This is a genomic window from Methylomonas sp. PHL2-19 (assembly GCF_059331595.1).
In genome coordinates this window covers 2958955-2982565 of record NZ_CP196839.1, presented here as the reverse complement: position 1 = coordinate 2982565, position 23611 = coordinate 2958955, and the positions used below count along the sequence as shown (strand labels likewise).

Genomic DNA, 23611 nt, shown 5'->3' with positions numbered 1-23611 from the left:
ATTAGTTGTCCTCGACGGCTATCTGACTGGTATCGCCCGCAGTTGTCTTGCTCCAATACGGGTAAAAATTAAACCATTGTAGCGGCGCTATTCGGCAATAGGCTTCCAGTCGTTCGGCATATTGTCGCGCCAGATTTTTCAGCATGTCATGCCTTTTGGGTTCACCGCGCGGGATGCGAATAGATTCCGCGAAGTGTTCCAGATGGATCTTGAATCGACCGTTCACCGGAAAGCAAAACAAGGTATAGACCGGGCAACGCAACAGCGAAGCCAGCAGATACGGGCCTTGCGGAAATTCGGCGTCCTCACCCAGAAAGCCGGCCGACACCGTACGGCCGCCTTGCACCGGAATCCGGTCGCCAACCATCACCAGAAATTCGCCGCGCTCGATCTTTTCCTGCAAGGTAATCGCGATGGCGGGACTTAACTCCGTCACTTGAATTAGTTGGATGGTGGCGCTGCCGCGGCTGCCGAGCAGGCGGTTGAATTTCTCAGCATGTTTGGTATGCACCAAGATGTTGAGATGGATGTGGCCGCGCATCGTGGCGATGGCCTGGCAAATTTCCAGGTTACCGATGTGTCCGGACAGCAGCATGGCTCCGCGCTTTTGTTCGATCAAATCCAACAGGAGCTGACGATTGGGAAAGTCTACTTGCTCAGGCGTGATGTTACCGGTCCACACCACGATTTTATCCAGCAAGGTTTCGCCAAAGCTCAAAAAATGCAGGTAACTTTGCCAGAGTCCGCTGCCCAAACCCAACGCCGGGTAAAAATCGGCCAAGTGGCGCAAATATTCTCGGGAAGACTCGCGGGCAAGACGCCCGGCCAGAAAGTAGTAACTCACCACCGGCCGCAAAAATAGCCGAAACACCCAGCGTCCGAATTGCCGATACACCCATACCAAAGCCTGTATACCCCAAAGCAGGCTGTTTTCCTCCACGGCTGCCCAATGCCGGGCGGCGGTGTTCTCGGGCTTCATTGAAAATGCCTCAGTAGCAGTTTGGGCCAGCGTAACAACATACCGAAAAATAAACGGGCATGAGTCTGACTGAGCAGCAGATTGTCCTCCAAAGCCCGGAAATGCGATAAGCCGTCCAGCGGGTAGCGCACCTGAGTGGGAATGGAGATGACTGTCACGCCTTGCCAATAAAGCCGCACCAAAATCTCCGTATCAAAACCCATGCGATTTTCCATGGCTTGGCTTTGAATCAACTTTGCACAAGACTCAAGCGGGTAAACCCGGTAGCCGCACATCGAGTCGGGGATGGCGAAAGACAGTGTGTTGATATGTACCCAAATATGGGTCAGGTAGCGGGCGTAGTAGCGCAGTTTAGGAATCGATGCGTCAAATAGCGCTCTACCGATAACTGCCGCTTCCGGCGCTTGTTTGGCGGCGTTTAGAAATTTATTCACATCGTTTAAATCGTGCTGGCCGTCGGCATCGATTTGCAGCCCGTGCGAATACCCTTGGGTTTGAGCGGCCAGAATGCCGGCTTTGACCGCCGCGCCCTTCCCTTGGTTATTCTCCAGCCTGATACTTTGCACCCAGGCATATTGCTCGGCTAAGCCACGAATCACCTCGGCGCAAGACGCATCGCTACCGTCATCCACCAATAGGCAAGGCAGTTGATGCGCAGCCAAGCGCTCGATAATGCCGGGGAGCGGCTTTTCGTGGTTATAAACCGGAATCAGGATACAGGGCTTAAACGTCGTGGTCATGAAAGTAAATTCTACCCGAGCTGTATTCGCAGGCTGCCGAACGGTAACAAAAAGTGAGTTTGCCGGCTTGTTGCAGGTAGTGCAATGCCAGTTCCAGCTCTTGTCCAGGTAACAATAGTTCTTTGAATTTTACCGATTCCATATGACTGAAGTCGCGGCTTAAACCCAGGTATTGCCGGGCATAATGCACCGCCCATTGAATTTGCACGACGCCGGGTACCACCGCAATTTCGTCGAAATGACCGCTGAAATAAGTCAGATCTTTGGGAATGCGTAACACCAGCACCACGCCGTCGGCCTGAATTTGTTTGGTTAGCGTTTCCGGAAACAAAACGCCTGCTTCGCTTCGCTGATTTTCCATACTCAAAAGCTGGCCTTCACTTTGCGGCGTACCGCCATTTCTGCTGCCATCAACAAACCCATCAGCACATAAGAGATGCAACCGTTGTAAAGACTCCACAGCCAGCGGTCGCCATAGCAAATCGTCAGCAAGGAAATTGCTGCGTTGCCGAGAAAAAAACAGCTCCAAACCAGGGTGACTCTGCGGGTATACAGCACGCCATGGGCGGGCAGATCCGGAAATTCCAGCCTGGCCAGCCTTTCCACTACCGTCGGCGGATGGATCAAACTGAAGGCAAATACCGCAAAAAACAGCAGGCTGACGAACACCGGATAAGCCAGTAGCCAGCCGGCATCGTTGACCAGTGCGCCCAGCAACAGAAATAGCGCGCACGCCAATATCAACCTAGATTCGGCTAAGCCCGCCGATTTGCGCTGCTTTTGCAGCCAGTAACGCAGCAAGAACAAGCCTGCTAGCCCTAAAGCCATGGAACGGGGTTGAAAGTAATCGGCGGAAAACCAAATCAGAAAGGGATAGCTGACCGTCACGGCCCCGATAATCACATTCAGGATGATTTGCCGAGGCTCTGCTTTGGGTTTTGGACAAATACTGGTGTTTGAGTTTGCTTGGATCTTGGTCGGGACCCGATTGGTGAAAAAATCTTTAAACATCCAGGCTTATTCAGCACTGATCCGGTAAACAGTATCCACCACGTCCTGGATGGTGCGGGCATTTTTGAAATCCTCGGGATTGATGCGTTTGCCCGTAATCTCGCGTAGCCTGACCATCAAATCCACCGCATCGATGCTGTCTATGTCCAAATCCTGCCGCAAGTTAGCCTCCAAGGTGATCTCCTCGGGCGTTAACTCGAACATTTCCGACATCAACTCTCTTAAGGTGGCGAATACGTCTTCTTGGGTCTTCATACGGGTGTTATTTCCTGTTGCGATACTCGATTCGGCCTGACAATCGCTCTAAAGCCTCGATTTAGCGAGTATCGGTTTGCTATTGTATAGTCCTCTGGCACCACTCCAAGCGCCAAAGTATCTGTGCCAACCGCGCGATAAATTACTACGCCAAGCGTGGATTATACCCTGGGTTACGGCAGATCGCTCAGGCCGCTGGTAATCGAGTTATGAAACTCGTCCAAACGCCAATGCCAGATCGCCCTGTCCTGCCGACAATATCCGCTTTGCCGGCCGGACAGGACTGCTTGCACGAAATTGGGCAAGCCCTTTTCCGGCATTGCCGGGCCATTTGCCGGCTCGCGCGTCAGCTGCAATTGCGGCCCGGCACTGGCTGATCGCCCCAGCGTCATTGCCAAAGCCCAGGTCGTTTGACTGCCGGGCAGATAAGACAAATAAGCCTCCGGCAACGGCTGCTCATAGCAGACAAGCAAAACCTGAGGCACATCCAAAAGCATGCCGCCAGCCTCCAGAAAAGCCGCATACAACCCTTCCGTGCCACCGGCCAAGGCCACATACGGTAAATAACTTGCACTATGGAAACTGGACAAGCCGGCAATGGCATTATGCACGCACTGGCTGAAGCGGCTGGGCGAAACATGCTCGCCCTTTGCCAACTCTTCAAGCATCTCGAAGTAATACTGACTTTCGCCATGGTTTGAAAAAAATACCGAGGGCATGTCGCCGTTTTCACTGCGACTGCGCCAAGCCACAGCACAGGCGGCTCTGGCTAATGGCGATAATCTGCGCCTTTGCATCGCCGGTAAAAACCCCACATCGGCCTTACCTTGGTTATGCGGCAAGATTTCACCGTTAGGCCAGGCCTTGGTTTGGAGATACGGGGCCGATTGCCAGAAACACCAGTGTTTTAATGTGAAAGCCAAACGGCTCTCCCTAGCAGACTCGGCCATGCTCTGGGTCAACTCAGCTATCCCAGCGCTGTAAAACCAAGGATGTGTTGATACCGCCAAACGCAAAATTATTGCTGACGATGTAGTCGGCGTGGATATGACGGCCGTCGCCGGTCAGATAATCCAATTCAGCACAACGCGGATCGAGATTATCCAGATTCAAATTGGGATGAAACCAACCCTCCCGCTGCATCTGAATTGCCACCATGGCCTCCAGGGCTCCGCAAGCGCCCAAGGTGTGGCCGGTGAAACTTTTCAAACTGCTGATCGGCGTATTACCGCCAAACACCGCGGCCGTTGCATGGCTTTCGGCAATGTCGCCCTGCTCTGTGGCGGTGCCGTGTGCGCTGATATAAGCAATTTGATTGGCTTCTAGCTGGGCATCCTGTAAGGCCAAACGCATGACTACCTGCATCGTGTCGGCATTGGGTTGCGTGGCATGTACGCCGTCGGCATTGGTCGCAAATCCGCTTATTTCAGCGTAAATTCGCGCGCCGCGCGCCAAAGCCCGTTCCAGTTCTTCCAATACCAAGGTACAAGCACCCTCACCGATTACCAAGCCGTCGCGGTCGCGGTCGAAAGGCCGCGGCGTCAGATTTGGTTCAGCGTTACGGGTGCTGGTGGCGTAGAGCGCATCGAATAATGCCGCTTCGGTCGGGCAAAGCTCTTCCGCGCCGCCCGCCAGCATTACGTCCTGCAAACCGTATTTGATCGCTTCATAGGCGTAACCTATGCCCTGGCTACCCGAGGTACAGGCACTGACGGAGGGGATTACTCGGCCGCGCACTTGAAAAAACAAGGCCACGTTGGCGCAGGTGGTGTGGCCCATCATTTTTAGATAGGTGGTGGCATTTAGATTGCCGATGTCGTGATTAATCAGCATTCTGCCGAAATCGGCGATAGCCGGCGTCGATCCGACTGACGAGCCGTAAGCCACGCCGGTACGACCTCCGCTAATTACCGGATCGCCCAACAAACCGGCATCAAGCATGGCCAGTTCCGTAGCTCGGGTCGCCATTAGCGAAACCCGGCCCATACTGCGGGTGTTTTTGCGGGTGTAATGGCCCGGCAGCGTGAAATTTTCCACTGCCCCCGCTAAACGGGTCAGCAGGCCGTTATAAATTTCCCATTCCGGAATGTAACGGATGCCGGATTGCTTGGCTAAAAGGCTGCCGCGTATTTCCTGCCAATCGTTGCCAATCGGCGAAAAACCGGCCATGCCGGTCACGACGACGCGGCGGGTCAACACAAACCTCCATTCACCGAAATTACTTGGCGGGTAATGTAAGCGGCATCTTCGGACATCAAAAACGCCACCAAGGCCGCGACTTCTTCCGGTGTACCCAAGCGTTTGGCCGGTACGGCGGCCAGCGCTTCTTCAAGGGGCAAGCCTTCCAGCATCTCGGTTTCGATTAAACCAGGGGCCACACAGTTGACGGTGATTTTGCGCTTCGCCAACTCCATCGCCAGCGCTTTCGTTGCGCCGATGATGCCGGCTTTGGCCGCGCTGTAATTAACTTGGCCGCGGTTACCAACTAAACCGGACACGGAAGACAGCGTGACGATGCGTCCCGGTTTACGGCGTTGTATCATCGGCATCACCAGCGGATAAAGCACGTTGTAAAAACCATCCAGATTACTGCGCAATACTTGATCCCAATCCTCGCCGCTCAGCGCTGGAAAGGCATTGTCTCGGGAAAGGCCAGCATTGCAGACCGCGCCATAGTAGGCGCCATGGCTTTGAATATCGTTTTCTAAACTGTCTTTGGCCGCATGGCGGTCGGCCAAATCAAAGCTCAGCACGCGGGCTTGGCGGCCCATCTCGACAATCTGCTGTTTGACTTGCTCGGCTTCATCCAGCCGACTACGGCAATGCAGCACAATATCGTAGCCCTCGCGAGCAAGGCGCAGGGCGATGGCTTTGCCGATGCCTCGGCTGGATCCTGTGACCAGGATGGTTGGTTGGCTCATATTCCTTTTCCGGCGAGAAATTTTTGCGAATCCTGTGGCAGCAACACATTTAGCTTGGAGCTGGCCTTGATATTTTGCCCGGTTATCGTGCAGTCGAACACCGACATATCGTTAGCAGCCTCGATAATTTTTTCCGCCTCGACGATCAGTTTGGCGCCGCAGGGAAAACTGCCGACCGAGCATTCGAAGTAGCGCGTGCCTAATAAAAACCCCAAACCAATCGCTTCGTCTCGGCACTTGCGGTGATACCCGGAGTAGGCGGCAATAGTTTGCGCCATGTATTCCAAGCCCACCCAGGCCGGCACGCTGTGATCGCCACACGAAAACAGGCCGTCGTCGCGCACCTGCAATTCGACCACGATATGGCTGTCACTTACTTCCAGGACCCTGTCCAACAGCACCATACGCCCGGACTGAGGTACTAGGGATTCGATGGCATAGGGAAAAGCCGCTGGACTGTCAGGGATGTCCAATGAGCAGGGACACATTGTTTCCGCCGAATGAAAAAGAGTTGCTAAGGCAGTATTGTAGCGGCTTTGGCTGCTGGTTTTCCAGCCCGACCAAGTTTAGCCGAGTCATATCCGGGTCAGGTTCGCCATCCCACAGATGCATAGGTAAACGCCTTTCTTGATGTAAATCAGATAGTAGCAACCAACATAAACCCGCCTCCAGCGCACCGGCCGCGCCTAAACAATGACCGGTGGACGGCTTGCTGGAACTGCATGCTGTATCGCTACCGAACAATTGCGCAACCGCCCGATTTTCCATCGCATCGTTTTGCCAGGTTGCCGTGCCGTGCAGGTTGATGTAATCGATTTGCTCGGGCCTCAGCTGTGCATCGGTCAATGCCGCCTGCATCGCCAGTAACGCGCAGCTACCGTCAGGGCGCGGCGCAGAAATATGATAGGCATCGGCACTGGCCCCAACACCCAGCAAGGCGATGTCACCAGGTTCGTGCGTCATCAGAAATAAAGCTGCGCCTTCGCCTATCGTCGTACCATCACGATTTTTACTAAACGGATTGCAAGTGGTTTTGCTAAGGGCACCCAATGCAAAAAAGCCTTCCAGCGTGGTGCGGCATAAACTATCAGCACCGCCCACTACGACCGCATCGCAGACACCTAAGCGCAGCAGGCGGCGCGCGGAAGCCAAGGCATTGGCACTGGATGAACAGGTGGTGGAGACGGTGAAGGCCGGGCCGCGAACGTCCAGGTACGCCGCCAAAAACTCCGCTACGCCACCCAATTCCTGCTGCTTGTAGTGATAGTGACCAGGCATGCTCCCGCTTGCCCGCAACACTTGCACCGCACTTTCACCCTCGGCAATCCCCGAGGTACTAGTGCCTACCACTATGCCAACGCGATCTGCGCCGTAACGCGCTATGGCGGTGCTGATAGCGGACTCGATCTGGCAAAGCGCCGACACCAGCAAACGGTTGTTTCGGCAATCGTATTGTTTAAGCTTGGCCGGAATGAGCGGTAATTCTGTTAGCACGCCGAATGCGGGAATTGCCGAATCCAGCCAGGCCGGCGGAACGGGCTGAATTGAACGACCGGCAAGCCACCCGGCTAAAATGTCGGCCTTGCTGCTGCCCAAGGCGCAGACCATGCCTAAGTCATGTAAATACAAATGACACCGCTCAGGCAGTTTGATACGTTGCCAAGATGGCCTCGATTTTTTGGGCGGAGCGCTGCGTCATCGGGTTTTCCTCATCCCAGGCATAGCCGGCGAGAATGGAACAAATCATGGCCTTGACGCTGGCCAACTGATTTTCTTCGAAAATAATTTGCTGGAAACGGCCATCGTACCAAGCCTCCACATAAGCCCGAAATACCTCAATGCCCTTTCGTAAAGCCTGTTCGTATTCGACAGACCAGTTTACCGGCTCACCGCGTAATTGCCGGTCAACCAAGGGTACGGCCAAGGCGGCGGATTTCATCGCAATCGTCACGCCGGATGAAAACACCGGATCCAAAAATTCGCCGGCATTGCCGAGTAACGCAAAGCCCTGGCCATAGAGTTGCTTGACGTTGGCCGAGTAACCGCCGATGGTATTAGCGGGCGTATCGAAACGGGCGTTGGTCAATAACTCAGCGAGCCGAGGCTCCTCCATCGCCATTTCTTTCAGCACGTCCAACGGCTCGCCGCTGCGCTGGTCCAGAAAACCGGCTGGCGTCACGACACCCAGCGAGCTTCTGCCGTTACTGAACGGAATCAGCCAGTACCAGACTTCATGAAATTCCGGATGAATAGCAATTAGAATTTTATTGCGGTCGTAATCAGATACAGTAATCCGATCTTCGATATGCGTGAACAGCGCGCGCCGCGGCGACAACGAAGAAGGCGTTTCCAGATCCAACAATCTTGGCAAGACCCTGCCAAAACCGCTGGCATCCAATACCATTTTTGCGCGCCATTCCTTGTGTACACCGCTGGCATCCACGCTGGTCAGGCTGGCATGCCCAGGATTACTAAAATCGGCCGCCAGGATGGTTTGTTGGTAATGAATGGGCACGCCGGCCGCTTCGGCGCTGTCGGCCAACACCTTATCGAAATGGGCGCGCGGTACTTGAAAGGTGGTGCCCCAGCCTGGGCTGAATTTCTGGGTAAAATCGAATTCAGTCAGTTTGCCGGCTCGGGAAAAAGCGGCACCGTTTTTGAATTGGAAGCCTTCCGCCGTCACCGCCGGCAGCATGTCAGCGGCTTCCATAAAGGCCATGCATTGCGGCAGCAGGCTTTCGCCAATCGAAAAGCGCGGGAACTGTTCCTTTTCCAGAATCACCACCTGGTGACCGAGTTGTTTCAGCATCTTGGCAGCGACGCTGCCGGAGGGGCCGGCCCCGATAATCAATACATCTGCATCCATTTACTTACCAACCCTCTTATCCGGTTAAAATACGTCCAATACAAAATTCAGAAACAGCGAGTATGCCATCAAGTTAAATCAGTGTAATGCTTCTCCAGCAGGAGAACGACGATCTACGACAAGCCTCAACAAGATAGGCGTTAACTTGGCGGTATTGCCCCAATAACATCCCATTCAATGCTGGAAACCCAAAAATCTCCCGTTCCATCGACACCGCTATATCCTAACCACGCAACGCCGTTTGCCCTGCACAACGGCCAAGTAGTAAGCCGCGGCAATTTATGGGCGGACGTGACGGCCCTAGCCGCGCAATTGCCGGACCGACCCTATCAATTTAATTTATGCGAAAACCGCTACCTATTTTGCCTCTGCCTGTTAGCGGCAGCAGTACGCGGACAGATTTGCTTGTTGCCGCCCGCCGGGCAAATGGCGGTTATCCTGGAAATTCTGCGCGATTATCCCGGCGCGTATATCGCCAGAGAACACGCGCCGCAGCAAACGGGTTTGGATTGGTTCCAAGTCATCGCGCCAAACGCTGCAAGCGCAGCATCGCCACCCGATTTCGACTGGCAGCGCACCGCCGTGATTGCCTTTACCTCCGGCAGCACCGGCAAACCCAAGCCGTGTCCGCATAGCCTGCATACCTTTAAAACCTCCGCCGAAATGGCGGTCAGCAGCCTGGGATTAGCCAAGCAGCAACTATTGATGCTCTCCACTACCCCGCCACAACATATGTACGGTATGGAAACCTCGGTATTTTGGCCGTTGTTTTCTCAGTTGGTGCTGCACGACGACCGACCGTTTTTCGCCGAAGACATCCGGCAAACGATTAACACCGCGCCTTGGCCTGTTGTGCTGGCGTCAACGCCCACCCATTTGCGTTCCTTAATTAAAACCACCGGCGCCTGGGACAATCTGGCCTGCATTATTTCCGCTACCGACACCTTATCCGCAAAGCTGGCCGGCGAAACCGCGGCAATTTTAGGGCAATCCCCGCGCGAAATCTATGGCAGCACCGAAACCCTGTCGTTTGCCAGCCGCGAGACCTTGCTTGAGAACCCGTGGCGACCTTACGACGGTTGCCGCTTGCATCAAGATGAAAGTGGAAAAACCTATCTGCAATCTGGGCATTTGCCAGACGAAGTGCCTTTGCAAGACACTGTGCAGATCCAAGCCGACGGCTGTTTTACCGTATTGGGCCGGGATCAAGACATGGTGAAAATTGGCGGCAAGCGCGCGTCCCTGACCGAACTGAACCGTCGCTTGCTGGATATAGACGGCGTAGACGACGGTGTTTGTTTCATCCAGGATAATGGGCGACTGGCGGCTGTTGTGGTCAGCAGGCTAGACAACCACGCCATTCGGCGGGGTCTACAGCCCTATCTGGATGACGTGTTTCTGCCGCGAAAAATTCATTTTGTTACTAAGATTCCGAGAAACGGGACAGGTAAGCTGGCAAAAACCGAACTGGAAAATCTGTTAGAAAGTTTAAGTTAGACGACTTGCCAGGCGCGATGCGCAGGCCAGATTAATCATGCCGCTTTGCGTCTGCCGGCAGCTTATCGAACAAGGGGTTTTTGGCGATCGCATAATGCTCCGGGTAATACACGGCTGCCAGGTGCAGACCATGCGGGGGGGCGGTCATCGCAGCTTGGGAGCGGTCTTTAGTCTCCAAAAGTTCGGCAGTCCAATCCACCGGCCGCCGGCCCATACCGATTTCCATCAATACCCCGGCGATATTTCTGACCATATGATGCAAAAAGGCATTGGCGCAGAGATCGATGATCACCCGCTGTTCGTCGCGATACACATCAATAAAATGCATCAAGCGATTTGGGCTCACTGACTGACAGCTCTGCGCCCGAAACGAGGAAAAATCGTGCTCGCCCAATAGCGATTGAGCAGCCTGATGCATGGCTCGCTCGTCCAGCGGCTGGTAACACCAAGTGGCCTGCGTTCTCAGCAAAGCCGACTTCATCGGCCGATTCAAAATCACATACCGATAAGCTCTCGCTATGGCGCTGTAGCGGGCATGAAAGTCGCCCTGCGCCGCTTGCGCCCAGGTAATACGGATGTCATCCGGCAGATGGCTATTGCCGCCCATCAACCACCCGCGCATGTCGCGCTCCGTCTCGCAATCAAAATGCACCACTTGTTCCAGCGCATGCACGCCGGTATCGGTGCGGCCCGCGCAAAGTACGGTAATCGGTTGATTGGCGATTTTACTCAAGGCTTTTTCCAGCTGGCCCTGCACGGTCGGTTTACCGTCCTGCCATTGCCAGCCGGCGTAAGCGCTGCCGTCGTATTCGATGCCTAAAACGATGCGCGGCATATTAGTTGCTGATTATTCATGAATCCACACCCGGCAACCCACGGCGACCTGCTCGAATAAGCTGATCACATCGGCGTTAAGCATACGAATACAACCGTGCGATTCTGGTTTGCCTCGCATCAATTCGTCCGGCGTGCCGTGGATATAAATGTAGCGCCAGGTGCTGTCGACATCGCCGTAGCGGTTTTTGCCCGGTTCCAGGCCGCCCAACCACAGGATGCGGCTGAGAATCCAGTCGCGTTGCGGATGCTGCGCGGCCAGCTCCGGCGTGTAGATTTCGCCGGTTGGCCGCCTGCCTGCCAGCACGCTGTTGATCGGCAGGCCGGCGCCGATTTTGGCGCGGATCTTATGCCAGCCGGTCGGCGTGCAGTAGCTGCCTTTTTTTTCGCCGGGGCCATTTTTTGCGGTAGAGACCGGATACTCGGCCAGCACCTCACTGCCGTGTACTAAGCGCAGTCGCTGCTCAGCAATGGCGATGTCCAAATAAGGCGCTGCAAAGTGATAGTGCTGCGTTGCCGCAGAACCCTGAATCATTTTACAAACAAGGCTATCGATTCGACATGCGCGGTTTGCGGGAACATGTCCATCACCCCGGCCTTAACCAACTTGTAACCCAGCTCGTTCACCAAAATTCCGGCATCGCGGGCCAAGGTGGATGGGTTGCAGGATACGTAGACGATGCGCTCCGGTTGCCAGTGTTTCAAGTTGTGTAACACTTCCGAGGCGCCGGCCCTTGATGGGTCGAGCAGCACCTTGGTAAATTTTTGCTTGGACCAAGGTTGGTCTTTCAAATCCTTAGTCAGATCGGCGACATGAAACTCGACATTATCCAGATTATTCAATTTGGCATTTTCGCGGGCGTGTTTGACCAGCGGCAAGTCGCCTTCCACCCCGACGACCTGACCCGCCTGGGTTGCCAGTGGTAGTGTGAAATTACCCAAGCCGCAGAATAAATCCAGCACCCTGTCGTCTTTGCTTAATTCCAGCGCTGCCAAGGCCCGCGTCACCATTTTTTGATTGATTTGGTAATTAACCTGGGTAAACATCGCCGGGCGGAAATTGAACTTAACGCCTTGTTCGGCTAGCGCATAACTCGGAATGACTTCCGGCTCGCCGTCCAAAGGCACGATGGTATCCGGGCCTTTCGGCTGTAAACAAATGCTGATCTGATGCTGATGGGCAAATTCGCGCAGCCGTTGTTTATCGGCATCGGTCGGTGGTTCCAGCACCCGAAACGCTAGCACACATTCCTTATCGCCAATCGCCACTTCGATTTGCGGGATTTTGTCTTTCACCGTCAACCCGGCGATCATTTCGCCCAAGGCGATCAGCTTCTCGCCGACGATGGGGTTCATCACTTTACAGCTATCGATTTCCGCTAAAAACGGATTGCGCCGCTCGCGAAAACCCACCAACACCCGATTCTTTTTTGCCACCCATTTCACACCCATCCGCGCCTTGCTGCGATAACCCCAATGCGGGCCGGTCAGCGCCTCCCAAATTTGCGGAATCTCGACTTTACCGATGCGGCGGAACTGGTCGCGCAGTAAATCCTCTTTGAAGTTGATCTGCTCGGCGTCATCGACATGTTGAAAACTGCAGCCGCCGCAACTGCCGAAATGCGGACAAGCCGGTTCGACCCGATGCTCAGATCGGCTTATCAGATTGACCACTTTGCCTTCTGCATAGTCTTTACGACTGTCGGTGTAGACAAATTCCAGGGTTTCGCCGGGCAAGGCTTCGTCGATGAACACGACTTTGCCATTGACGTGGCTGACGCCACGGCCATCGTGAGACAGAGATTCTATGGTAACGGTGACGGGGTCTAACGGGAGTTTTTTCTTGTGGGCCATTGTGCTCGATTGGGTGGGTTGGGTTAGCGTGGTGTAACCCAATATAAAGCTGCGTTGTTTAGGTTGGAAAAATGCCGGTGGATAAATAGCGGTCGCCCCGGTCGCAGACTATCGCCACGATCAAGGCATTTTCAATTTGTTGGGATAATTGCAAAGCCGCGTAAACCGCACCGCCAGAAGATACGCCGGCAAAAATACCCTCTTGTGCAGCCAAGGCTCGGGTGGTGTTTTCCGCGTTCAGCTGATTGACTTCGATGATGCTATCCACCCGCACCGCGTCGTATATTTTAGGTAAATATTCCTTAGGCCAGCGGCGAATACCCGGGATTTTCGATTCGCCTTCCGGCTGCACGCCGATGATTTGAACCGCGGGATTTTGTTCTTTCAAATACCGGGAGGTCCCCATGATGGTGCCGGTGGTGCCCATGGAGCTGACGAAGTGCGTAATTTTACCGTGCGTGTCGCGCCAGATTTCCGGACCGGTGCCTTCGTAATGCGCCAAAGGATTATCGGGATTGGCGAATTGATCCAGAATCCGTCCCTCGCCGCGCGCTTCCATGGCCCGCGCTAAATCGATGGCTGCTTCCATGCTGCCTTTGGCCGGCGTCAGGATAATCTCCGCGCCGTAGGCTTTCATGGAGGCAATGCGCTCGGCGCTCATATTGTCCGGCATGATCAAGGTCATCTTATAACCCTTAATCGCCGCCGCCATTGCCAAAGCAATCCCGGTATTGCCGCTAGTGGCTTCGATCAAGCGATCGCCGGGTTTGATCTCGCCGCGCGCTTCGGCGTATTGAATCATGCTTAAGGCTGGCCGATCTTTCACCGAACCAGCCGGATTGTTACCTTCCAGCTTCACCAAAATAGTATTGCCGCCTGCGACCGGCAGGCGTTGCAAACGCACCAATGGCGTATTTCCGACAAAAGATTCTATGGTTGGGAAGTTCATGACTTTAACGTCCGGTTAAGTTTACGGCGGCGATTATAGCAAGTTCCAGACCTCAAGCGCCGCTGTAACCCAAGGCGAAAAAATTTCATTTATAATCGACTGACCCCAATCAAACCAGCAGCCGACATGGAATCCATCGATTTAAATAGTCCCGAGCTTTATATCAACCGCGAACACAGCTTATTGGAGTTTAACTTTCGGGTGCTCGCGCAAGCCCTGGACGAAACGCTGCCGCTATTGGAACGGCTGAATTACTTATGCATTTCTTGTTCCAATCTGGATGAGTTTTACGAAGTACGTGTCGCCAGCTTAATACAAATGGCGGAAATGGACCCCAATTTGGTCAGTTCCGACGGTTTAACCATTAACGAGCAATTCGACAAGATCTCGATCAAGGCCCACGAACTGGTCGCCGAGCAATATCGGGTACTTAACGAAGTACTGATCCCCTGCCTGGAAACCGAAAATATTCGTTTCTTAAGGCGCGACCGCTGGAGCCCGGCACAAAAAGCCTGGCTGGAAAAATATTTCAACGAAGAACTGTTGCCGATTCTGACCCCGGTCGGGCTGGATTCCGCCCACCCGTTTCCACGGATTTTGAATAAGAGTTTAAATTTCATTATCTCCCTGACCGGCAAAGACGCATTTGGACGTAACAGCGGCCGGGCGGTTTTGCAGGCACCGCGCGCCCTACCCCGCATCGTGCAATTACCTGTTACCGAGACCGATAGCGGGCCTTACGATTTTGTGTTTCTATCCTCCATCATTCATGCGTTCGTCAACGAGTTGTTCAACGGCATGATGGTCAAGGGCTGTTATCAATTCCGGGTCACCCGCAACAGCGATTTTTTCGTCGACGACGACGCGATCGACGACTTGATGCTGGCCGTGGAAGGCGAATTGGCGATGCGCAATTACGGTGATGAAGTACGCTTGGAAATCGACGGTAATTGTCCCGAAGAGACCGTGAATTTCTTGTTGGCGCGCTTTGATTTAAAACCGGACCGCTTATTTTTAGCCAACGGTCCGGTCAATTTAAGCCGGATGCAAACCATCTTGAGCATGGTCGAACGCCCCGATCTGAAATTTACGCCGTTCAAATCCAGCGTGCCGCCAGCGCTAGGGCGCAATAAGGATATTTTTGCCAGCATCCGCAAACAGGATATTTTGTTGCACCATCCTTACGAGTCGTTCTCGCCGGTGGTGGATTTCATTCGCCAGGCCGCTGCCGATCCGGATGTACTAGCCATCAAACAAACCTTGTACCGTACCGGCGTGGACTCGCCCATCGTCGCGGCCTTGATCAAAGCCGCCCGCGCCGGTAAGGAAGTCACGGTGGTCATCGAGTTGCGGGCGCGTTTCGATGAAAAGGACAACATTGGTCTGGCCGCAAAACTGCAAGAAGCCGCAGCTCACGTGGTGTACGGCGTGGTGGGGTATAAAACCCACGCCAAAATGTGTATGGTCTTGCGCAAGGAAGGCAGCACTTTGCGCAATTATGTGCATCTGGGCACCGGCAACTACCATCCTAAAACTGCCCGGCTTTATACCGACTACGGATTATTTACCTGCGAAAAAGAATTGGGTGAAGACGTGCGCCGGGTATTCATGCAATTGACCAGTTTGGGCAAGGTCAGCAAACTGAATAAGCTGCTGCAATCGCCGTTCACTTTGCACCACGGCATCCTGAAGATGATCGACAGGGAAATCGAGAACGCAAAAAAAGGCAAGCCGGCCAGGATTATTATCAAGGTCAATGCCGTAGTCGAGGAACAGGCAATTCAAGCACTGTACCGCGCCTCGCAAGCCGGCGTGGAAATCAAAATGATCGTGCGCGGCGTCTGTTGCTTGCGGCCGGGCGTGCCGGGGGTTTCAGAGAATATCGAAGTACGCTCCATCGTCGGCCGCTTCCTGGAACACACCCGCATCTATGCGTTTTGTAACGGCGGCGATTGGGCGGTTTACGCATCCAGCGCCGATTTAATGAACCGCAATATGTTCCGCCGCGTGGAGGTCTGTTTCCCTATCGCCGACAAACGGATTGCCGAACGCATTCTTAACGACCTGGATGCGTATCTCAGAGATAACGCCCAAGCCTGGCAATTGCAAAGCGACGGCCAGTACCGGCATTTGCGCGCCGACGATCAAGCCATTTATCAAGTGCAGAGCGAACTGCTCAAAGCGTTTTGCGGATAGGATAAGCCATGAGTCAAAAACCCCGCCAAATCCGGCAAGTGGTGCTGGATACCGAAACCACCGGCATCAACCCCAAGGAAGGCCATAAGATTATCGAAATCGGCTGCGTGGAACTGATTAACCGCCGTTTGACCCGTAATCATTTCCACGTCTATCTGAATCCGGACCGGGAAATCGATGCCGGCGCCATCGAAGTGCATGGCATCACCAACGAATTTTTAAAAGATAAGCCGCGCTTCGCCAATGTCGTCGAAGACTTTATGCGCTTTACTCAGGGTGCGGAGCTGATCATTCACAACGCACCGTTTGACGTCGGCTTTTTGAATCACGAATTGGCTCTGTTAGCCGGGGAGGAACGCCGCGTCGAAACCAATAGCACCGTGTTCGACACCCTGGCTTACGCCCGGAAAAAACACCCCGGCGCGCGAAACAGTTTGGATGCCTTATGTAAACGCTACGGCATAGACAACAGTCACCGCGAATTGCATGGCGCTTTACTCGACGCGGAAATCCTGGCGGACGTCTATTTATTGATGACCGGAGGCCAGGCTTCCTTGCTGGATGAAGGCGATCACACCGGCAATGGCGGCGAACAGGCTATCGTTAGACTATCGGCCGACAGAGCACCATTAAAAATCATTGCTTGTAGTAGCGAGGAAGAACTGGCGCACCAACAGCGCTTGGCAAAAATCGCCAAAGTCAGCGGCAATTGTTTGTGGCAACAGTAGTGTGGCCGTCTTTTAAACGCCTTGCTTTCAAAAGCCCCAGAATTCAGTGTCTTCAAATGAAAAAAGCGGTGCGCTCGGCGGTGGTTCGATGACCAACTCGCTGAGCGGCATTGGTTTATGCACGCCGTAGCCTTGGGCATAGTCGACGCCTATGGTTTTTAAAACCTCTCTGATCTCGCTGCTTTCGACGTATTCAGCGATGGTCGTCAAGCCCAGGGAATGAGCGATTTCATTCATGGATTTGACGATGGCAACATCGGCTTTGTCATTTAATATGTCTTTGACAAAGGCCCCGTCTATTTTCAGATAATCGATATTCAAGTTCTTCAGATAGGAATACGACGAATAGCCTGACCCGAAATCATCCAAAGAAAATTTGCAATTAAACTGTTTGATGGCTTTGATGAAACTATTTGTTAAATAAAAACTTTCTGCTGCAACCGTTTCCGTGACTTCAAACGTCAGTTTATTTGTGGGCACGCTGGTTGATTCCAATATTCCTTTAAGAAAGCCTAAAAATTCTTCGCTGTTAATAGATTGTCCGGACAAATTGATCGCAAAGCCATCAATATGATCGAAATAATGTCTATTATTTTCAATCCACATAAGCACATTGGTAACGACCCATTGATCAATTTCCGGCATACGCTTACAGCGTTCCACGGCAGGTATGAAATGATCGGGCGGAATAATATTATCGTTTTCGTCTTTAATACCCAGCAAAATTTCGTAATGTTGATGACTGGCACTGGTTTCATCGACCGCGGTAATCATTTGGCAACGTAAAAACAATCTATTCTCGGAAAACACCTTGTCAATATTGCCTATCCATTCGTATATTTTATTTTGACGTTTTAAATTCTCGTCATCATGCGTAAAAAGTAAAACATTATTCGGACCGGAACGCTCTGCCGACATGCTGGCGGTATCGGCATTTTGCAACAACTCGTTAACGTCAAAATTGTTCTGTTCGAACGGCACCAAACCGATACTCACACCGATGGTATAGCTTTTATCTTGCCATTGAAACCGCGATTCACTAATGACTTTTAACAGTTTTTTGGATAACTCATAAGCAGTTTGCGCGCCGCAATCTTTTAGCAGCACTGCGAAAGATTTATCGCCGATTCGCGCGAATAAGTCGCCATCACGCAACTGCTCGCTGATTAAATGCGTGAGCGTTTTCAAGAATTGTTTGCCGCCAGTGACTCCGCAAACATTAGTAATGACGCGAAAATCCAAAACCTCTATATGACCCAAGATATGGCCGGTACTATCGAGTTTAACGAGCTCGATTTTTAGCTGTTTAACAAACTCGTCTTTGGTGAGTAAATCGGTTTCCGCGTCATGCGTAGCGTTATAAATCAGCTTGCTATGCATGTTTTGCAACATTTGGTTAGTCGCGCGATCCATTAAAGGCACATCCAGGCTTTCTATTCTATTCGCTCCGCCATTTTCCAAAAGTAACGCCAATTCGGTCTTATTAAGCTCTAACTTAGTCAGTCCATCGCGATTAACAAAAACGCAAATTGGTAAAATATCTCCTATCCAAACCAGTTTCATCGGTTCAAAACCTTCGGAGCCTCTATAGATTATGAGCCATTCGCCCACCTGTAATTGTGAAACTTGTGCTTCCCATTCAGATTCTATAATGTCCTGCATGGATCTAGGCGCGGGAATTCTGACGGTATCCATCGGCTTCCTAACTTTTGGCACACCGCCACCCACCAGTAAAGCAAACAATTCTTCAATAACATTATCGCGTTTGAATAAGTTAGGACAAACCGTGCCTAGATTCTCTTCGATAAATTTGAGTGTGGTATGAATGCTGACCGATTGCATATTCAGAAACGAATCCTGTTCGTAAAGCCAAAATAGTAAATCGTCAATTACTTTCAGATAAGAGGCTTTTTCCTCAGGCTTAGCTTCCTTATTTAATTCGGCAATCACTAACAGGTCTTGCCATCCAGCGCTAAGTAGCGTGGGAATAATCGATGGTACAGAACGGCCGGCTATACGTTTATCAACTTCCTGCTGAATAGTTAGCCTTGCCGCCTCCAATTTTTGTTGGCCTTCGTAAGGCTCTATTATGCGTTTGACGTTGGTTTCATTGGATTTTGTCCACTGCTTAGTGACGCTATCCAATTCATGCTCGACTTCAGTGAAAACATTAGGATTGCTAATGGACTCAGCGGAAATCCGCGCTATTGCTTTTTCTACAGTATTTTTTATATTAGTATTTTTGATTACCCTATTGCTTTTAATCGCAGGTTCCAGAACAGCTAGTTGATTCAGTATTTTTCGGGCTGGGTGAGACTCGGAATCCAGAAAATCATTACCTTGCATGGGCAATGACAATAGAGGCAAATGAATACTTTCCAAATAATCTTTAATGTCTTTAGAAAACTCAAGCTCACCAAACAAGGCATCAAAAAACCTGCCATACAGCTCAAGACGCTGAACATCGTTTGCGGCCAACGATTTTGCCTCCGGATTATCAGCTTGTAATTTATCAGCAAGGTTTTTTTGCAGTGCTGTGGTATCTAAATGAAGGCCCGATTTAGCGGTAATATCCTTTTGGATTTTCGCAATCGCCGATAAAACTTCCGCTGGGTCAAATACTTGCTGGACATTATTGACCGGCAGGGTATTTTCCTTGCGCTGGGTATCGGTAGATACGGCCATTGTTTCAGTTAACAGGTTCAGTAATTTGCCTGTAACCTGGCTTAAAGGTTGAATGGCTTTGTGAACGACCAGCGGTTCGGCATCCAAATAGTCATTGAAATAAACTTGCTGTTTATCGCTATTTTTTGTATCAAAAGCGGAGCCGCTCTGCTTACTATGAACGGGCATTTGCAATCGCGCGGATTCAAACTTAGCTAAAGTCCCAGCTGCTTGCTTATAAAAACCCGGCAACTCGATAATTAAGATTTTTTCGAAGCAGTTATAAATTGCCTTTTTTATAGTGCTCCCCAGCTCTAACTGCAAAAATATTTCCCTAAAGCTATCACATAAAACCGCTGGACCAATTGGATTATTAACTGCATTATCAAATATACCAAACACCCTGCATAATTCTCTAACTAACAGATTAAGCTCGTCGTCAAAATAGTTTTTAAGCTTTCTGATAGTAGCCGACATATTCAACCAGTCTTCAAAGTCGTCTTTTTCGATTAATGAAAGCGAATCATGATATAAAGCATCTGAGTTTTTTTCGTTGTCACTGGAAATATAATCAACCTGATATATAACAGAACAACAAAATTCGCTACTAATAATCTCTCTATTCAGCTTTAGCGTGGTAATTAAGTCGTCAAAAGCCGATGGATTGGAAAAAAACTCAGCATGCGTGTTCGCAGCTTCCATGCAATCGCTCAGCGAGTCAAAAAACCTATCGATTAATAAAGGCAAGCTTTCTATTAGAAATTGTTTAAATGTGTTTTTATAATTTTCTTGATTTAAATTGTCTGGTGAAGTATCTAAATTGTCATTCGTTGAGGAAAGCGATCCAATATTTGCTATTTTTCTTAACGCATTAAACGTGGTGGCGGGCATCTGTTCAGTGACAAGACCTACTCCCGTCGAACCAATATGTGTTATTTGTGCATCTACTTCAAAAGTTTTTAGCTCGAACTCCAATTGAATAGAAAAGCGAATTTTTATATTTTTATGCAATGCAATCTGCGGATGAGTTTTATCAAAAACCAGATAAAATCCACCGCTACAAAAATCCAGAATACGGCATTCCAGTGTATCAGTTTGATCGATTATCAATAAAGCGTTTAGATCAATCGCATACCTGATATAGCGACGTCTTTTGCTTTTTTTAATACTAGCAGACATAAATCAGATGAAATAGTAAAAACTACCGTAGTAATAGACACCGACCGTATTCTTTAAAAAAGGCCGTTGTAAACTCCGTAAATAGACTAATTGAAATTATTTAACGAAGCGGATATGTATTTATTTAAGCACTATCTATCTAACGACAATACTGGTGTGGATACTATACCACGACAGGCCTGAGTGCTGTCCCGCTGGCTGTCAAGTTTAGACCACTTCGGGCGAATATTTAGCTCATACAAAGCCCGGTTTCAATGGCTACTGGCTATCGCTAGGCTTCAAAACCCCACCCCTATTCAGAGTCCACGACACTGCTGGTGTTTTCGGCCACTGTTTTGCGCGATTTTGCTTGCCGATTGTGTCTGAGTTTGGGATAAATGAAAAAACCTGACAACAAATCCCAAACTGGAAATCTATGAATTACTGGCTGATGAAATCAGAACCCGACACCTTCGGCATTGACGACTTGTTTAACCGACCCGAACAAACCGAGCATTGGGATGGTGTCCGCAACTACCAAGCCCGAAACATGATGCGCGACGACATGAAAATCGGCGATCAGGTGTTTTTTTACCATTCCAACTGCGACGAACCAGGCATCGTCGGCATCATGCAAGTTGTGCGCGAATCTTATCCGGACTTTACCGCGTTTGACCCGGACGACAAACATTTTGATCCGAAAAGTAATCCGGACAAACCTACCTGGTATATGGTCGATGTAAAGTTTGTCAGAAAGCTATCACGTAATATCAGTCTGCGCGAATTGAAACTGAAAACCGAACTGGCCGATCTGGCTTTGCTTCGCCGCGGGAACCGGCTGTCCATCATGCCGGTGAATGCCGAGCAATGGGACTTTATTCTCGGTTTGGAGAACGCCTAGTCTTCCGAAAGATTTAGCGTCACGCTCATCAGCGTGACGCGGTGACCACGATAAACTTCTTCGGCCATCGCAGTCCAGCCAAATTTTGCGTAGAAATTCGCCTGATCCGGTGTAAACAGATAGAGTTTGGCAAAACCGGCGGCCTGAGCTTGCAGCATGACATGTTGTACCAGCTTCGCACCTGTACCCTGCCGGCGGTATTCGGGCGCCACGTAAACGCTGGCTAACCATGGCGTCAGTTCGGGACGGGTATCCATGTCGCTTTCAATGATGGCTGCGGAGCCAGCCAGTTGTCCTTCATGTTTGTAAATGAAGGTGCTCGGAACTAATTTATCGCTTAAATAAGCTTGCATTCTTTCGATGCGGTGTTCCAGGGTTTGGCCGGGATTCAGGTTTGACCATTCGGCTTGGTGCCATTGGGCTAGGGTGGGGATTTGGTGGGGTTCTTGGGAGAGGTTGATGATGGTCATGTTTCTGTCTGTGGAATAGAGTAATCCCATCGAATCTAAGTATGGCAATTGGTGTCGCTATCGCGACGGATTGTTTTAAAGTCGGGTCTCGGCCCGACAGCCGAGATACTTTTCGCTACGAAAACCATCCTTGGTTTTCGCCCTTCGGGCCAGCCTATCGGCTGTTCAAATTCGCTCCAAGCGAATTTGTGCTTGTCCAAAGAAAAGTATCCAAAAGAAAAGACACCCGGATTTCGCCCTGATCCTGCGCTTCACAGTTTTTTGCAGGGGTTGGCGAAAGGGGCTTCCTGCCCCTTCGCCAACGAGCGGCATCCCTGCCGCTCCCCTAACGGGCTAATCCTGCAAAAAACTGCGATGCTCGGGGTCGAAATACGGGACCAAAACCCTCCTCTGACTAGCAAGCTGCTTCAGCTAAATCAAAAAAGACGGTCATGTCCGCCGGGAAGCGGGCATCCAGTGCCATGGATGGCAAGCTTCGAGCTATCCATGGCACTGGATTTCGGCATTCCCTGCCGAAATGACGATTTTGGCGTTAGCAATCAATTAATCTGAAGCACCTTACTAATCTCGGTAAACCTTCAAGACACTCTAAACGAATTTATTCAGTCCGAGCCAAACATCCGCTACACAGCGACGGTGTTTCCCCGTATGCCGCACCGAGCACCGGAGCTTTTATCGAGATCAGCCCGAAGGGGCACCGCAGGGATGCGGTGCGTCGGCGAAGGGGCTGGGAAGCCCCTTTTGCCGACCCTCGATAAAAGGTTCGGCGCGCAGGATAAAAGCCGCATCCGGGCCGCCTTTTCTTTGGATACTTTCTTTTGGCGGAGCAAAAGAAAGTATCTCGGTCGTCGGTCCGAGAACCGACATTAAAACCAGCCGTCGCGCCAGCGACACATTAAGCCCATCAGAGCTGATGAGCGCCAATTCTTGCTCTACTCGACTTCAGTAAAATCACCTGCTTGAGGCATAAATACCCGATTATATTTTCGATGTGTACCTGTCTTGCAGTCCTCCTCTTCGATATTGAATTCAACACGAACATTCTCACTTCCTTCACCGACTACATCAAAGCCCTTAATCGAAGTAGCAATATCCGTTAGTTCAACTCCATCACTTTCATGACCACAAAAACCGGAAACCGGATTTTCTTTCGCGAATAGAAGATCTTTCACAGCGAAAGATTCTAATTTTTTTCCTGGAACAAGATAAAGAATCCGGTAACCATACTCCCAATTGCCTCGATATAGATTCGACGTATTTATAAGAACGAATCGTTTTTGGTTACCTCCGAGAAACTCGCGTTTTATTGAAATTTCCGGCCAAGAATGTCCTCCCACAAGCTGGTATGAATTGGCATTTCCATCATAAAGATACAAACCCTGACCAACCCGTCCGCTATTGGTTACAGTAACCAAGAACTCGCTTTTGTTCAGTCGAAAACAATTATCTGGAAGCGGTTCATTAGGTCGGGATTTATAAAACAACTTCAACGGCTTAAAATCAGGTGAGTCTAAGGCTGAGTCACAATGTCTGAAATAGGGCTCTGAAGCATGAGTAATTTCAGAAACAAAAAGCAGCAAGGTCAAAA

At 51.0% G+C, this 23611-nt stretch carries 23 protein-coding genes; 4 read left to right on the top strand and 19 right to left on the bottom strand.

The window, feature by feature from the left end; genetic code table 11:
• Position 1 precedes the first annotated feature (1 nt).
• From ACR02O_RS13675 to ACR02O_RS13625, 11 genes are all read right to left on the bottom strand, one after another.
• Positions 2-979: a lysophospholipid acyltransferase family protein gene (locus ACR02O_RS13675; protein WP_458137448.1), complete on the bottom strand. Its 978-nt coding sequence runs from the start codon at positions 977-979 to the stop codon at positions 2-4.
• Positions 976-1719, bottom strand: coding sequence for a glycosyltransferase family 2 protein (locus tag ACR02O_RS13670; protein WP_494521843.1), 744 nt, complete (start codon positions 1717-1719; stop codon positions 976-978). Before ACR02O_RS13670 ends, ACR02O_RS13675 begins: the two co-directional genes overlap by 4 nt.
• Positions 1703-2080 carry an ApeI family dehydratase gene (locus tag ACR02O_RS13665; RefSeq protein ID WP_494521842.1) on the bottom strand — a complete coding sequence of 126 codons (378 nt, stop codon included), beginning with the start codon at positions 2078-2080 and terminating at the stop codon, positions 1703-1705. The genes ACR02O_RS13670 and ACR02O_RS13665 overlap by 17 nt, the downstream gene beginning before the upstream one ends.
• Before the next feature lie 2 nt (positions 2081-2082).
• A complete protein-coding gene (locus tag ACR02O_RS13660; protein WP_494521841.1) occupies positions 2083-2730 on the bottom strand; it encodes a COG4648 family protein in 648 nt (215 codons plus the stop codon).
• Positions 2731-2736: 6 nt separating this feature from the next.
• Entirely contained in the window at positions 2737-2985 is a 249-nt protein-coding gene (locus ACR02O_RS13655) for an acyl carrier protein (protein ID WP_494521840.1), read from the bottom strand.
• Positions 2986-3158: 173 nt separating this feature from the next.
• Positions 3159-3908, bottom strand: a complete 750-nt coding sequence (locus ACR02O_RS13650; RefSeq protein ID WP_494521839.1) for a beta-ketoacyl synthase chain length factor — start codon at positions 3906-3908, stop codon at positions 3159-3161.
• Positions 3909-3948: 40 nt separating this feature from the next.
• Positions 3949-5184 (bottom strand): beta-ketoacyl-ACP synthase, encoded by a 1236-nt coding sequence (locus ACR02O_RS13645; protein WP_494521838.1) that lies wholly within the window; start codon positions 5182-5184, stop codon positions 3949-3951.
• Entirely contained in the window at positions 5178-5906 is a 729-nt protein-coding gene (gene fabG, locus ACR02O_RS13640; protein WP_494521837.1) for a 3-oxoacyl-ACP reductase FabG, read from the bottom strand. Before fabG ends, ACR02O_RS13645 begins: the two co-directional genes overlap by 7 nt.
• Positions 5903-6394 carry a hotdog family protein gene (locus ACR02O_RS13635; RefSeq protein WP_494521836.1) on the bottom strand — a complete coding sequence of 164 codons (492 nt, stop codon included), beginning with the start codon at positions 6392-6394 and terminating at the stop codon, positions 5903-5905. The genes fabG and ACR02O_RS13635 overlap by 4 nt, the downstream gene beginning before the upstream one ends.
• Positions 6366-7535 (bottom strand): beta-ketoacyl-[acyl-carrier-protein] synthase family protein, encoded by a 1170-nt coding sequence (locus tag ACR02O_RS13630; RefSeq protein ID WP_494521835.1) that lies wholly within the window; start codon positions 7533-7535, stop codon positions 6366-6368. Before ACR02O_RS13630 ends, ACR02O_RS13635 begins: the two co-directional genes overlap by 29 nt.
• A gap of 10 nt (positions 7536-7545) precedes the next feature.
• Positions 7546-8772 (bottom strand): NAD(P)/FAD-dependent oxidoreductase, encoded by a 1227-nt coding sequence (locus tag ACR02O_RS13625; RefSeq protein WP_494521834.1) that lies wholly within the window; start codon positions 8770-8772, stop codon positions 7546-7548.
• A gap of 177 nt (positions 8773-8949) precedes the next feature.
• Here ACR02O_RS13625 and ACR02O_RS13620 point away from each other — a divergent pair, with 177 nt between their 5' ends.
• Entirely contained in the window at positions 8950-10269 is a 1320-nt protein-coding gene (locus ACR02O_RS13620; RefSeq protein ID WP_494521833.1) for an AMP-binding protein, read from the top strand.
• Positions 10270-10300: 31 nt separating this feature from the next.
• Here ACR02O_RS13620 and truA read toward each other — a convergent pair whose 3' ends face one another.
• The 4 genes from truA to cysM are packed head-to-tail and all read right to left on the bottom strand — an operon-like array spanning position 10301 to position 13906.
• Entirely contained in the window at positions 10301-11104 is an 804-nt protein-coding gene (gene truA, locus ACR02O_RS13615) for a tRNA pseudouridine(38-40) synthase TruA (protein WP_494521832.1), read from the bottom strand.
• A gap of 12 nt (positions 11105-11116) precedes the next feature.
• Positions 11117-11638 (bottom strand): L,D-transpeptidase family protein, encoded by a 522-nt coding sequence (locus tag ACR02O_RS13610; RefSeq protein WP_494521831.1) that lies wholly within the window; start codon positions 11636-11638, stop codon positions 11117-11119.
• Positions 11635-12957: a 23S rRNA (uracil(1939)-C(5))-methyltransferase RlmD gene (gene rlmD / locus ACR02O_RS13605; protein ID WP_494521830.1), complete on the bottom strand. Its 1323-nt coding sequence runs from the start codon at positions 12955-12957 to the stop codon at positions 11635-11637. Before rlmD ends, ACR02O_RS13610 begins: the two co-directional genes overlap by 4 nt.
• 58 nt (positions 12958-13015) lie before the next feature.
• Positions 13016-13906, bottom strand: a complete 891-nt coding sequence (gene cysM, locus ACR02O_RS13600; protein ID WP_205454352.1) for a cysteine synthase CysM — start codon at positions 13904-13906, stop codon at positions 13016-13018.
• A gap of 126 nt (positions 13907-14032) precedes the next feature.
• Between cysM and ppk1 the strand changes: the two genes are divergently transcribed.
• Together ppk1 and dnaQ are read left to right on the top strand one after the other, a co-directional pair.
• Positions 14033-16102, top strand: a complete 2070-nt coding sequence (ppk1, locus tag ACR02O_RS13595) for a polyphosphate kinase 1 (protein ID WP_494521829.1) — start codon at positions 14033-14035, stop codon at positions 16100-16102.
• A gap of 8 nt (positions 16103-16110) precedes the next feature.
• Positions 16111-16830, top strand: coding sequence for a DNA polymerase III subunit epsilon (dnaQ, locus tag ACR02O_RS13590; RefSeq protein WP_319962824.1), 720 nt, complete (start codon positions 16111-16113; stop codon positions 16828-16830).
• A gap of 27 nt (positions 16831-16857) precedes the next feature.
• Here dnaQ and ACR02O_RS13585 read toward each other — a convergent pair whose 3' ends face one another.
• Positions 16858-20673, bottom strand: a complete 3816-nt coding sequence (locus ACR02O_RS13585; RefSeq protein WP_494521828.1) for a DUF1631 family protein — start codon at positions 20671-20673, stop codon at positions 16858-16860.
• 415 nt (positions 20674-21088) lie between these two features.
• Here ACR02O_RS13585 and ACR02O_RS13580 point away from each other — a divergent pair, with 415 nt between their 5' ends.
• Entirely contained in the window at positions 21089-21553 is a 465-nt protein-coding gene (locus ACR02O_RS13580; protein WP_026600786.1) for an EVE domain-containing protein, read from the top strand.
• Here ACR02O_RS13580 and ACR02O_RS13575 read toward each other — a convergent pair.
• The 3 genes from ACR02O_RS13575 to ACR02O_RS13565 form a co-directional block, all read right to left on the bottom strand.
• Positions 21550-22023 carry a GNAT family N-acetyltransferase gene (locus ACR02O_RS13575; RefSeq protein WP_494521827.1) on the bottom strand — a complete coding sequence of 158 codons (474 nt, stop codon included), beginning with the start codon at positions 22021-22023 and terminating at the stop codon, positions 21550-21552. The two genes, ACR02O_RS13580 and ACR02O_RS13575, sit on opposite strands and share 4 nt — an antisense overlap.
• Positions 22024-22704: 681 nt before the next feature.
• Positions 22705-22947: a hypothetical protein gene (locus ACR02O_RS13570; RefSeq protein ID WP_494521826.1), complete on the bottom strand. Its 243-nt coding sequence runs from the start codon at positions 22945-22947 to the stop codon at positions 22705-22707.
• 8 nt (positions 22948-22955) lie between these two features.
• Positions 22956-23603, bottom strand: coding sequence for a hypothetical protein (locus tag ACR02O_RS13565; RefSeq protein WP_494521825.1), 648 nt, complete (start codon positions 23601-23603; stop codon positions 22956-22958).
• Positions 23604-23611 lie beyond the last annotated feature (8 nt).

Excerpts from the sequence above, each read along its gene's own strand:
- ACR02O_RS13675 (WP_458137448.1), bottom strand. The coding sequence starts at position 979 with ATGAAGCCCGAGAACACCGCCGCCCGGCATTGGGCAGCCGTGGAGGAA.
- ACR02O_RS13670 (WP_494521843.1), bottom strand. The coding sequence starts at position 1,719 with ATGACCACGACGTTTAAGCCCTGTATCCTGATTCCGGTTTATAACCAC.
- ACR02O_RS13665 (WP_494521842.1), bottom strand. The coding sequence starts at position 2,080 with ATGGAAAATCAGCGAAGCGAAGCAGGCGTTTTGTTTCCGGAAACGCTA.
- ACR02O_RS13660 (WP_494521841.1), bottom strand. The coding sequence starts at position 2,730 with ATGTTTAAAGATTTTTTCACCAATCGGGTCCCGACCAAGATCCAAGCA.
- ACR02O_RS13655 (WP_494521840.1), bottom strand. The coding sequence starts at position 2,985 with ATGAAGACCCAAGAAGACGTATTCGCCACCTTAAGAGAGTTGATGTCG.
- fabG (WP_494521837.1), bottom strand. The coding sequence starts at position 5,906 with ATGAGCCAACCAACCATCCTGGTCACAGGATCCAGCCGAGGCATCGGC.
- ACR02O_RS13635 (WP_494521836.1), bottom strand. The coding sequence starts at position 6,394 with ATGTGTCCCTGCTCATTGGACATCCCTGACAGTCCAGCGGCTTTTCCC.
- ACR02O_RS13625 (WP_494521834.1), bottom strand. The coding sequence starts at position 8,772 with ATGGATGCAGATGTATTGATTATCGGGGCCGGCCCCTCCGGCAGCGTC.
- ACR02O_RS13620 (WP_494521833.1), top strand. The coding sequence starts at position 8,950 with ATGCTGGAAACCCAAAAATCTCCCGTTCCATCGACACCGCTATATCCT.
- truA (WP_494521832.1), bottom strand. The coding sequence starts at position 11,104 with ATGCCGCGCATCGTTTTAGGCATCGAATACGACGGCAGCGCTTACGCC.
- ACR02O_RS13610 (WP_494521831.1), bottom strand. The coding sequence starts at position 11,638 with ATGATTCAGGGTTCTGCGGCAACGCAGCACTATCACTTTGCAGCGCCT.
- rlmD (WP_494521830.1), bottom strand. The coding sequence starts at position 12,957 with ATGGCCCACAAGAAAAAACTCCCGTTAGACCCCGTCACCGTTACCATA.
- cysM (WP_205454352.1), bottom strand. The coding sequence starts at position 13,906 with ATGAACTTCCCAACCATAGAATCTTTTGTCGGAAATACGCCATTGGTG.
- ppk1 (WP_494521829.1), top strand. The coding sequence starts at position 14,033 with ATGGAATCCATCGATTTAAATAGTCCCGAGCTTTATATCAACCGCGAA.
- dnaQ (WP_319962824.1), top strand. The coding sequence starts at position 16,111 with ATGAGTCAAAAACCCCGCCAAATCCGGCAAGTGGTGCTGGATACCGAA.
- ACR02O_RS13585 (WP_494521828.1), bottom strand. The coding sequence starts at position 20,673 with ATGTCTGCTAGTATTAAAAAAAGCAAAAGACGTCGCTATATCAGGTAT.
- ACR02O_RS13580 (WP_026600786.1), top strand. The coding sequence starts at position 21,089 with ATGAATTACTGGCTGATGAAATCAGAACCCGACACCTTCGGCATTGAC.
- ACR02O_RS13575 (WP_494521827.1), bottom strand. The coding sequence starts at position 22,023 with ATGACCATCATCAACCTCTCCCAAGAACCCCACCAAATCCCCACCCTA.